The sequence below is a fragment of the Mangrovactinospora gilvigrisea genome (genome assembly GCF_001879105.1).
GTDB classification, from domain to species: Bacteria; Actinomycetota; Actinomycetes; order Streptomycetales; family Streptomycetaceae; genus Mangrovactinospora; species Mangrovactinospora gilvigrisea.
The window spans coordinates 17,236-27,186 of the sequence record NZ_MLCF01000141.1 but is presented as its reverse complement, the minus strand read 5'-3'; the positions used below and the strand labels follow the sequence as shown (position 1 = coordinate 27,186).

The following is a 9,951-nucleotide window of genomic DNA, read 5'->3' as shown; positions in this document are numbered from 1 at the left end:
CACGCGCCCCGCTCCTACCCACGCCGCGCCCACCCGCCCCGCGTCCACCCGCCCCGCGCCCGCGCCCTCCGCGTCAGGCCGTGACCGGCCGCGGCACGGCCCCGTCCACGACCAGCCCCCGCCGCCGCGCCGGCACCAGCATCGTCGGATGCCCCGCGCCCCACGCCGCGCCCGAGCAGATCAACTCCTTGACGCGCGCCGCGGTCCGCCCGGTGAGCACCGTGTCGGTGGGCCGGTCCTCTGGGGTGACGCGCTGCACGATGCCGTCCCGCCGCCCCAGGCTGACGCACTGCAGGCTGTAGCCGATCTCCGGCTCCGGCGCGGTGCGCCCGGTGAGCCGCGCGGCCAGCGCGTCCGCCGCCCGCCAGGCCATCGGCATGCTGGTGGCGCAGGCCATCCGCAGCGGCGCGCCGCCCTTGCCGACGGCCAGCGCGGCGTCGCCGACCGCGTACACCTCGGGGTGCGAGACGGAGCGCTGGGTGCCGTCGACGACGATCCGCCCGCCCGCCGAGACCCGCAGCCCGCTGGTCGCGGCCAGCGGGTTCGCCGCGAACCCGGCGCTCCACACCACCGCCCCGGCCTCGATCGACCCGCCCGGATCGAGCACCGCCCCGCCCGCCTCGACCCTCGCCACGTCCGTGCCCTCGCGGACATCGACGCCCAACCGGTCCAGGACCACCGCCAGATGGCGCCGCGCCTTCCCGCTCAGCCAGGAGCCGACGCCCTCCCGGCCGGCGAGGACGACCCGCAGGTCCGGGCGGGACTCGGCGATCTCCGCGGCCGTCTCGATCCCGGTGAGGCCGCCGCCGACCACCAGCACGGTCTGCCCGGACGCCAGCGCGGCCAGCCGCTCCCCGAGCCGCAGCGCGCCGGCCCGCCCGGCGAGCCGGTGCGCGTGCTCGGCGACACCGGGCACGCCCCGGTCGTCGCCGACGCTGCCCAGCGCCCACACCAGGCTGTCGTACTCCAGCTCGCCGTCCGCCGACTCGCCCGCCGCCGGCTCGCCGTCCGCCGGCTCGCCGTCCGCCGACTGGCCGTCCGCCAGCTCCACCCGGCGCCGCTCCAGGTCGACGGCCGTCACCCGGGCCACCCGCACGGACGCTCCGCTGCCGGCGAGCATCCCGGCCAGCGGACGGCGCTTGAGCCGCTGCCCGGTGGCGAGCTGATGCATCCTCACCCGCTCGACGAACTCCGCCTCGGCGTTGACCAGCGTGATCTCGACATCGGCGGGGTCCAGCCGCTTGGCGAGGCGCCCGGCGGCGGTGACCCCGGCGTATCCGGCGCCCAGGACGGTGATGCGGTGCTTCATGGCGTTGCTCCTCCCAGAGGTTCACCCCCTGAGCCGGACAGCCCGCCGTTTCCTGACACCTTCCGGGTGTGACGCGCGTCACCACCCCTGCAGCGGGTGCGCCCGCCGCGCCCCCGAGGCCTGCCACGCCCGCGCGAACCGGCCCAGCTTCTCGGGGTTGACCTGGATCTGCAGCGCCTCGACGCCGCCCGGGCCGACCTCCAGCGCCATCACGCCCACGACCCGTCCGCCGGCCTCCGCCACCACCGCCGGCCCGCCGTTGACGATCGCGCCGAAGAGCGCCGGCGCCTCGCCGACCAGCGCCCGCTTCGCCGCGCTGGGCAGGAAGAGCCGGTACAGGTAGCGGGCGATGTCGCCCGCGCCGACGATCGGGGAGCGCCGCGCCGGCATCCGCCCGCCGCCGTCCGCGACGCCCACCGCGTCCGCGGCGAGCAGCGCGACCAGCGGCTCGGTCTCGCCGCTGAGCGCCGCGGCGAGGAACTCCTCGGCGATCCGCCGGGCGGCGGCCTCGTCCACCGCGGCGCCGCGCGCGGCGTGGCCGTCCGCGACGTGCAGCCGCGCCCGGCGGTACACCTGCTGGCAGTTGGCCTCGCCGATGCCGATCATCTCGGCGATCTCGCGGTGCGGATAGCCGAACGCCTCGCGCAGCACATAGACGACGCGCTCCTTCGGCGTCAGCCGCTCCAGCAGCATCAGCATCGCCAGCGACACCGACTCGCGCTGCTCGGCGGTGTCCGCCGGGCCCAGCATCCGGTCGCCGTCGAGCACCGGCTCGGGCAGCCACTCCCCGACGTACGCCTCCCGGCGCACCCTGGCCGAACCGAGCAGCGTCAGGCAGAGGTTGGTGAGCACCTTGGTCAGCCACGCCTCGGGCACCTCGATGCGCGCCCGGTCGGCGGCGTGCCACCGCAGGAACGCCTCCTGCACCACGTCCTCGGCGTCCCCGGCCGACCCCAGCAGCCGGTAGGCGATCGCCTCCAGGCGCCCCCGACTGGCCTCGAACACCTCGACCTCACCCGCGGATCCCAGCATTCCCCCATCGTCCCCCATGCCGACGGGTTGACGGCCCCTCACCTCCACCGGCAAAAATTGGTACTGACCAAAACGGCAATCTCTTCGGAGGTGGCGATGACGTCCAGACGCAGCCCGGGCTTAGGCGTGCGCCGATGGGCCGCGGCGCTGATCGGGGGCGCGCTGCTCACAACGGGGCTGGGCGCCGTCGCGCCCGGGGCCGCCGCGGAGCAGCCGCACGATGTGGCGCTCGGCGCGAAGTACACGGTCAGCACGCGGATTCCGAACGCGCAACTGCAAGCGGAGGCGGACGCCCACTACCCGGACGTCGGCGGGCGCTCGCTCACCGACGGGGTCAGGGCGGGCGCCGGGTTCACCGATCCGGGCTGGGTCGGCTACCTCCAGCAGGTCGGCCGGACCATGGATGTCGACCTCGGTTCGGTCAAGACCATTCGGTCACTCTCGATGGACTACCTCTTCTACCAGAGCGCCTCGGTCTTCCTCCCCGCCAAGGTCACCTACGCCCTGTCCGCCGACGGCACCCACTGGCGGACCGCAGGCAGCGCCGCCGGGAACAACCGCGGCACGGCCAACGAGCACCGCGCGGTCTCCCTGGCCATCGCCCCGACCTACGCCCGCTACGTCAAGGTCGTCTTCGACACCAACGGCTACACCTTCGCCGACGAGCTGACCGTCCTGGGCACCGACGGCCGGGCCCCCGGCGCGAGGGCCCCGCACGGCCCGGCGTACCGCCCGGAGCCGCTCGCCGACCAGGGCTACCAGCGCGCCGGAACCCCGCGGGTCGGCGGCGTCCGCGACATGTACCTCGCCTACACCTACGGCCCGGGCAACCCCAACCGCGCGCAGGGCATGTGGTCGGACCGGGACCTCCTCCCGATCGTCTCGCACGTCGACACCGAGGGCCGCCCCACCGACTGGATGTTCGACACCGTGCTGTGGATGGCCGGCGGCGACGCGAGCGAGTACCAGGACAAGGCCGGCTGGACGGACCTGATCGACCGCCAGTTCACCCCGAACGTCGACGTCGACGCCCTCGACCACGCCGTGGACACCGCCCGATCCTCGCTCGGCGGCGCCCCCCACCGCGTCAAGGTCGTCCTCCCCGTCCCGCTGCCGACCATGGACTCCCCCACCCCCTGGGGCGAGCTGGACGGCCAGACCCTCGACCTCAACCCGGACCGCGTCGGCGGGGCGAAGGCCGCCGCCAACCGCCTCAAGGTGGTCGACTGGCTCATCGCCCGGTCCCGCGCGAGGTTCGCCGCGGGCCACTACAGGAACCTCGACCTGGCCGGCTTCTACTGGATGTACGAGCGCATCGGCCCGAACTCCTCCGACAGCGCCCTCGTCCAGCAGACCGCGGCAAGCGTCCACTCCCACCGTCTGAAGTTCTACTGGATCCCCTACTACCAGGCCCCCGGCTTCCAGTACTGGCGCAGCTACGGCTTCGACGCGGCGATGCTGCAGCCCAACTACTTCTTCGACGACACCCTGCCGGCCTCCCGCCTCACCAGCGCCACCCAACTGGCCCGCTGGGCGGGCCTCGGCGTCGAGGTCGAGGGCGACGAGCCCATGCTCACCAGCCCGGCCGCCCAGCAGAAGTTCGCCGCCTACCTCGACACCTTCCACCACGAGGGCGCCGACCGCGCCCTCACCGGCTGGTACTGGGGCGCCCGCGACACCACCCTGGGCTCCGCCCGCAGCACCGACCCAGCAGCCCGCCACACCTACGACGCCGCCTACGCCTACCTCCGCACCTCCCGCTGACGCCCGGCGTCCGCCCGATCAGCCGGCAGTGGCGTCCCAAGGGTTCACCAGGGCCACTCCGGTGCCGACGAAGCCCTCGGTGCCCCTCGCCGCAAGGGCGGCCCCGCGCCTCGCGCAGATCACCGCGATCCGCGCGTCGGCGGCGGCGATCGGCCGCCCGGACCGCTTGCGCGCCATCACGATGTCCGCATGCCGTACCAGAGCTCCGCCGCGGTCACGGCGGTCGTGGCGACCTCGCCGGGGACCAGCGTGTCGAGCCAGCCGACCACCCACGGTTCAGGAGCGGGCCCCATCAACTCGGAGAGGACATCGGCGTCGAGGACGATCATTCGAAGTCCGCCGGACGCGGTGCGTCCTTGCCGACGGGCGCTTCCAGCCCCGCGCCGCCGAGCCACGCACATCGCTCGGCGATGCGCGACCCCAGCGGGCGCTCCGCACCGTCGGACCCGAGCTGCTCGGCGAGTATCGGAGCGGTACTCGGCCGCAGTGATCCACTGCGGCCACCACGGGCCCGCGGGGCCGGTCTGTCGCCAGGTGTCGAGGAAGGCGAGGATGCGGCGCAGGGCCGCCTTCTGCCCGTCCACGGTGATGCCGCGTCGGGCGGCGAGGCCCAGCAGGGCGAGCGGTCCGCAGATTCCGTGCGCCATCCCGAGGTTGGCGTGGCTGCCGCCGAACTCCTCGGCCTGCTCCCCACGCGGGTCGTGCTTGGCCCACTAGCCCGGCAGCCCGTCGTTCTCCTCGGTCAGCCGCACCAGGTAGACGAGGACGTCACGGAGTGTGTGGTGGTCTCGGGCGAGCAGGTAGGCGCCGATTCCGGTGAGGCCGTAGAAGAGGTCGAACTCGGAGGTGCGGGCGGGTTCGTGGCGGTCGATGCGGGCGTGGGAGGCATCGAGGCGGCGCTGGGCGATCGCGGCGATCTGCGCGTCGAGGTGATGCAGGGCGGCGCCGTAGCGAGCGGTACCGGCGGCAGCGTGGTGCAGGACGAACGCCACGGCCGGGGCGCCGACCAGCAGGGACGCGTCGTCGCCGACGTGCAGCGGCCCGGCTGCCGCGGTGGCCAGCGCCCGGTGCTCCTTGGCGTGCGGGACCAGGCCGAGGCGCGCGCGCTCGGCCTCCAGCAGGGCGCGGCCGATGGCCCCGTTGGCCAGTCCCTGGGCGCGAAGGTCGTCAGCGGTCGTCGTCATCGCGTTCTCCGGTTCGGCGGGCGGTCCAGGCCAGGGCGATGGAGCGGGCCAGGCGGTAACAGGCGTTCTCGTTGTCGCGGTCCGTGCCCAGGACGCGGTTGTGGTGCATGTGGAGCAGTGACGGCAGGACGTCGTCGGGCGCCATGGCCCGGTAGGCGCGGACGGCCGCACGGCGCGCAGTCCATGCGGCCGGCGCGGGCAGCCCGCGCGCCTGGCGGTGCAGACCGTGGGGGACGGTCGGCGCGCCCTCGGCGGCGATGTGGCCGATCAGCCAGCGCATCCCGGCGCCGGTGCTGCCGGTGAAAGCGGCGGCCAGGTCAGCCATGCTCGCCGCGCACAGGACCCGCGGATCGAGGCCGTCCGGGCGTGCGCAGAGGGCGACTTGGGCGAGGGCGGCCCGGGTGTCGGCGGCGAAGAAGTCCTCGGCGGCCTGCATGGCGGACGGTCCTCCGTAGCGTCCGGTCTCGGGGTAGTAGGTGGCGAGTTCGAAGTCGCCGAGCATTCCGCGTTCGCGCAGGTCGGCGACCTAGGTGTTCTGTCTCGGGAGGTTGTGGACGGTGATGCAGGTCTCGGCTGAGGGATCTTGAACGGGTGAGGGCCTTCCCGGTTCGGTGTGGATTGCGACATCGACGCCGACCAGAAAGGCCCTCGTGCCCCACCGTAATGCACCCCCAGCGTTCTGCCTCGGCCTCGCGGTCGAGATCCCCACCCAGGTCGGGCCAGGGAGGGAGTTCGGTGTCCGCCGGAAGGGCGGCGGCGCGGAGCAGGGCTGCGTCCAGGCTCTGGTACATCTGTGTCCCCCATTCCTCGTGAGTGGGCCGGCCGGGACCCGCCGCTGCGGATGGGCGGGCCCCGGGGCTGGTCAGATGCAGCCCGCCGTCACTCGACGATGCAGGTGACGCAGGCGCCGGAGTTGGACGAACCGCAGCCGTCGCTGGTGGAGTTCATCAGCTCGGCGATCGTCGCGCCGTTCCTCACGACGGTGATGTCGAGGTCGAAGTCGGACTCGGCCGGCGGGTTGGTGGTCGGGTTCATCGCGACGCCTCCAAGAGGTCGGGATCGGATGGGTGCCGTGCATTTGCGCACCTGGCGCGGCGGGCGATCAGCTGGGGCCGCCGGGCCAGGAGATCGAGAGCCGGGAGCGTGGGCGGTCCAGCACGCGCGTCGTGGGGCCGGAGGCGACCTCCGCTCCGGCGGGGTAGGCCGCGAACTCGGCGGTCTCGCCGCAGTGGTCACGGCCCCACTCGGCGATCGCCTCCGCGAGCTGCTCGGCCGCCTGGTGGGCGCGCGGACCATGGCCGATCGCGCCGAACTCGAAGGCCGTGCGCTCCGTCGTGGTGGGGCGGATCGCCAGATAGGCGAAGGAACTGCCGTCCAGCAGCGTCGAAACCCCCATCGCGGACCATGAGGCCACCAGCCCCCGGTCGCGGGCCTCACGGGTTGCGGCCAGCAGCGCGTGGTCGTCCAGGACGGTGGCCAGCCACAGCTCCAGATCGCCGTAGGACTCCCCCGGGCCGATCGTCAGCCCGGACCACGCCTCCACGCGCGGGGAGTTGAACGCCGTCCGCAGTCCAGGCCCATCGAGCAGCACGCCCTCCTCGCCGCGCAGGCCAACCCGCTCGGCCTCGTCCGGCCCGTCACGCAGCACCACCAGCTGCTGGGGAACGGCGCCCTCTCCACGCATCGACACGAAGCCGCACACCTCATAGTCGCGGGAGGCCATCAGCTCCCCGTCCCGCCGGAAGGCGACCGACCGCGTCAGCCCGCGGAACCGCAGCGGGACCACGATCCGCCCGTCCTTCGCCAGCTGATCCACCCAGGCGGGGGCGAGCTCGGCCGCCTCGACCGTCACGATGATCCGGTCGAAGGGCGCCAGCTCGGTCACGCCGGCGTCCCCGTCGGCGGTACGGGTCTCGACCAGGTCATAGCCCGCCAGGTCCAGCAGGTTCCGTGCCCGCTCCACGACCGCAGAATCGATGTCGACGCTGACAACCTTCCCCCGCTCCCCGACGAGTTCGGCGATCAGCGCGGCGTTGTAGCCGCCGGAGCCGATCTCCAGAACCCGCATCCCGGGGTGGACGTCGGCCTGTTCCAGCATGAACGCCTGGATGCGGGCCGCGCTGACCGAGGACAGCGCGCGGCCGCCGGGATCCCGGACGGTCACCTCGGCCCGCTCTGCCTGGTAGGCGTCCTCGACCGTGGCCTCGGGGATGAAGAGATGGCGCGGGACGGTACGGAACGCCCGCTCCACCTCTGCGCTGCGCAGCGCGTCCAGGTCGCGCAGCTGGTGGATGAGGGCTTCGCGCAGCCGATCGGTGTCGGCAGGAGCAGAGGTTTCGGCGGACGAGGGCATCACGGTCATCTCCGAGGGGTGGTTCCGGTTCGGATCGGCAGAACCCGGGGCGGGCGGTCATCGTTGCGCGGTGTACTGGGAACAATCCGTTGCGAAACTATTCAGCCGCACGGCCGATACCGGATTCCAGCACCGCAACCGGACAGCACCCGCTGTCCGGTTCAGCCGACCGCAGGGGCCCGCCATGCCGAACCCGCCGAGACCGCTGACACCGGAGCGCTCCGCCGCGGACTGGTTCGGTGCCGAACTCCAGCACTGGCGCGAGCGGCGCGGGCTGACGCAGGAGCAGCTCGGGGCGCGGGTGCACGTCAGCGGCAGCCTGATCGGCAAGATCGAGAAGCGGGACCGCAGGTGCCCGCCCGACCTGCCCAAGCGCCTGGACGAGGCCCTCGCCACGGGCGGGGTGCTGACCCGCGGCCACGTCATGGTCCAGGCCGAGACCGACCGCCATGGCCCCGTACCGGCACCCGCCCCGTCCGCACGCCGACCGGCCGCCTCCCCCGACCAGATCGACGACGTGCTGGTCCACCTCACGGACATGTGGCACATGCTGGTGCGCAGCGACAACCTCTTCGGGCCGGTCCACGCCCTCAGCGGTGTGCTGTCCCAGCTGAACGTCCTGAACTACCTCCTGGACCATTCCCCGACCCAGCGCCGGGCCGAGGTCCTCGGACTCGCCGCCTGCTATGCCGAGTCCGCGGCCTGGCTGCACGAGGACTGCGCCGACCAGCAGGCCGCCGCGCGCTGGACCCGGCAGGCCATGGAATGGTCCCTGGAGGCCGGCGACGACACCATGACCGCCTGGACGCTCTTCCGCCGCGCCCAGCAGGCCACCGAGGCGGGCAAGGCCGCCCAGACCCTCAGCCTCTCCGGCGCGGTCCTCCGCTACGAGGTGATCATCACCCCCCAGATGCGCGCCGCCGCCCTCCAGCAGCAGGCCCACGGCCACGCTCTGGAAGGCGACGAACGCGCCTGCCTCGCCCTCCTCGACCAAGCCGACGCCTACGCAGCCCGACCCGAGACCAGCGGAGACGGACGCAGCGGCCACGGTGACTTCGCCACCCCCGCCTACCTCGAGGCCCAGCGCGCGCACTGCTGGATGCTGCTGAACCGCCCCGACAAGGCGGCGCCTCTCCTCTCAGCCGCTCTTCCTTCTCTGCCGGAGATCTACCAGCGCGACCGCGCCCTCACCCAGGCCCGCCTCGCCACCGCCTACGCCCGCACCCGCCGCTTCGACGAGGCCGCCGAGCACGCGTCCTCTGCCCTGGCCTTGGCCCGCGGCGCGGGCTCGATCCGCACCGTCAATGAGACGATCGGCGCTATCGAGGCGATGCGCCCGGCCGCCGGCCACCCGCCGGTCTCCAAGCTCCTCGCCTCTCTCCAGCAGCTGACGGAGGCAGACATGGCCACCCCCACCGAACTGGCCGCGATGCGCCGCGCCATCACCATCTCCGCCAGCGGCCTCGGCACCACCAGCCCCAACCCCCCGGTCGGCTGCGTCATCCTCGATCGCGACGGCCGCAACGTCGGCGAGGGCTACCACCTGCGCAAGGGCGAGTCCCACGCCGAGGTCAACGCCCTGACCGCCGCCGGCGACCGCGCCGCGGGCGGCACCGCCGTCGTCACTCTGGAGCCCTGCAACCACATCGGCCGCACCCCCGCCTGCCGCCAGGCCCTGATCGACGCCAAGATCGCCCGCGTCCTGATCGCCGTCATGGACCCCACCTCCCGCGCCGAGGGCGGCGCCCAACGCCTCCGCGACGCCGGCATCGACGTCGAAACCGACGTCCTCCACGATGAGGCGATGCTCGTCCTGGGCCCCTGGCACGCCTCGATCACCCATGGCCGCCCGTATCTCCACTGGATCCACGAGGACGGAGACGTTCTCTCCCCTCCCCCTTCCCCCCACTACCTGGCCGACGTCGCCGCCCAGTACTCCACCCACGACCTGGTTCTCACCGGTCCCCGGGCGACCCCTGCCGAGGGCACTCCCCGTGGCCACGGCTCGGACGTATTCCACGTCCCCGAGGAGCCGCCCACCCGCGATGTGAACGCCGCCATCGAGAAGCTCTCAGCAACCGGCGCCCGTACCGTCCTCCTCGTCGGCGGCGACTCAGACCTTGCCGAAAACCTGCTGGAGAAGGGCTTGCTGGACGCGGTCACCATCTACTACCCCGTCGGCCCGGCATCCTGCGATCTGCTCGAAATTGACTTCTTGCCGCGCGGCTTCACCCTCACTAGTGCCACCCGCGTCGGCGACCAGCTCCGCGTGACGGCCCGCCGTCGTCGAGCGTGATCCACTGCACCGG

At 73.3% G+C, this 9,951-nt stretch carries 9 protein-coding genes and 1 pseudogene; 2 read left to right on the top strand and 8 right to left on the bottom strand.

The annotated features are described in order from the left end of the window. Window positions 1-73 precede the first annotated feature (73 nt). Window positions 74-1,309 carry an NAD(P)/FAD-dependent oxidoreductase gene (locus BIV57_RS20950; RefSeq protein WP_071658418.1) on the bottom strand — a complete coding sequence of 412 codons (1,236 nt, stop codon included), beginning with the start codon at window positions 1,307-1,309 and terminating at the stop codon, window positions 74-76. Between the two features lie 78 nt (window positions 1,310-1,387). Next, entirely contained in the window at window positions 1,388-2,341 is a 954-nt protein-coding gene (gene sigJ / locus BIV57_RS20945; protein WP_071658417.1) for an RNA polymerase sigma factor SigJ, read from the bottom strand. A gap of 126 nt (window positions 2,342-2,467) precedes the next feature. Between sigJ and BIV57_RS20940 the strand changes: the two genes are divergently transcribed. Further along, window positions 2,468-4,105, top strand: coding sequence for a DUF4855 domain-containing protein (locus BIV57_RS20940; RefSeq protein ID WP_071658416.1), 1,638 nt, complete (start codon window positions 2,468-2,470; stop codon window positions 4,103-4,105). A gap of 18 nt (window positions 4,106-4,123) precedes the next feature. Here the strand turns inward: BIV57_RS20940 and BIV57_RS26260 are convergent, their stop codons facing one another. The 6 genes and pseudogenes from BIV57_RS26260 to fxlM all read right to left on the bottom strand — a co-directional run bounded on the left by BIV57_RS26260 (window position 4,124) and on the right by fxlM (window position 7,651). After that, window positions 4,124-4,282: a PIN domain-containing protein gene (locus BIV57_RS26260; RefSeq protein ID WP_245797831.1), complete on the bottom strand. Its 159-nt coding sequence runs from the start codon at window positions 4,280-4,282 to the stop codon at window positions 4,124-4,126. Next, complete coding sequence (locus BIV57_RS26255; RefSeq protein WP_245797832.1) at window positions 4,282-4,434, bottom strand: PIN domain-containing protein; 153 nt, start codon at window positions 4,432-4,434, stop codon at window positions 4,282-4,284. The genes BIV57_RS26260 and BIV57_RS26255 overlap by 1 nt, the downstream gene beginning before the upstream one ends. A gap of 168 nt (window positions 4,435-4,602) precedes the next feature. Continuing rightward, window positions 4,603-5,289 (bottom strand): annotated as a pseudogene (locus tag BIV57_RS20925) (lanthionine synthetase LanC family protein); the annotation flags it as partial. Next, the gene (locus BIV57_RS20920; RefSeq protein WP_265737005.1) at window positions 5,273-5,806 is read right to left on the bottom strand and encodes a thiopeptide-type bacteriocin biosynthesis protein; all 534 of its coding nucleotides are present in this window, start codon (window positions 5,804-5,806) and stop codon (window positions 5,273-5,275) included. The gene BIV57_RS20920 and the pseudogene BIV57_RS20925, both read right to left, overlap by 17 nt. A gap of 362 nt (window positions 5,807-6,168) precedes the next feature. Continuing rightward, window positions 6,169-6,324: an FxLD family lanthipeptide gene (locus BIV57_RS23655; RefSeq protein WP_079170546.1), complete on the bottom strand. Its 156-nt coding sequence runs from the start codon at window positions 6,322-6,324 to the stop codon at window positions 6,169-6,171. A gap of 67 nt (window positions 6,325-6,391) precedes the next feature. Next, entirely contained in the window at window positions 6,392-7,651 is a 1,260-nt protein-coding gene (gene fxlM / locus BIV57_RS20910) for a methyltransferase, FxLD system (protein ID WP_107409652.1), read from the bottom strand. A gap of 175 nt (window positions 7,652-7,826) precedes the next feature. Here fxlM and ribD point away from each other — a divergent pair, with 175 nt between their 5' ends. Beyond that, entirely contained in the window at window positions 7,827-9,938 is a 2,112-nt protein-coding gene (gene ribD / locus BIV57_RS26815; RefSeq protein ID WP_071658413.1) for a bifunctional diaminohydroxyphosphoribosylaminopyrimidine deaminase/5-amino-6-(5-phosphoribosylamino)uracil reductase RibD, read from the top strand. Window positions 9,939-9,951 lie beyond the last annotated feature (13 nt).

Bases quoted from the DNA above. Each gene is read 5' to 3' on its own strand.
- BIV57_RS20950 (WP_071658418.1), bottom strand. From the start codon at position 1,309: ATGAAGCACCGCATCACCGTCCTGGGCGCCGGATACGCCGGGGTCACC.
- sigJ (WP_071658417.1), bottom strand. From the start codon at position 2,341: ATGCTGGGATCCGCGGGTGAGGTCGAGGTGTTCGAGGCCAGTCGGGGG.
- BIV57_RS26260 (WP_245797831.1), bottom strand. From the start codon at position 4,282: ATGGCGCGCAAGCGGTCCGGGCGGCCGATCGCCGCCGCCGACGCGCGG.
- BIV57_RS26255 (WP_245797832.1), bottom strand. From the start codon at position 4,434: ATGATCGTCCTCGACGCCGATGTCCTCTCCGAGTTGATGGGGCCCGCT.
- BIV57_RS23655 (WP_079170546.1), bottom strand. From the start codon at position 6,324: ATGAACCCGACCACCAACCCGCCGGCCGAGTCCGACTTCGACCTCGAC.
- fxlM (WP_107409652.1), bottom strand. From the start codon at position 7,651: ATGACCGTGATGCCCTCGTCCGCCGAAACCTCTGCTCCTGCCGACACC.
- ribD (WP_071658413.1), top strand. From the start codon at position 7,827: ATGCCGAACCCGCCGAGACCGCTGACACCGGAGCGCTCCGCCGCGGAC.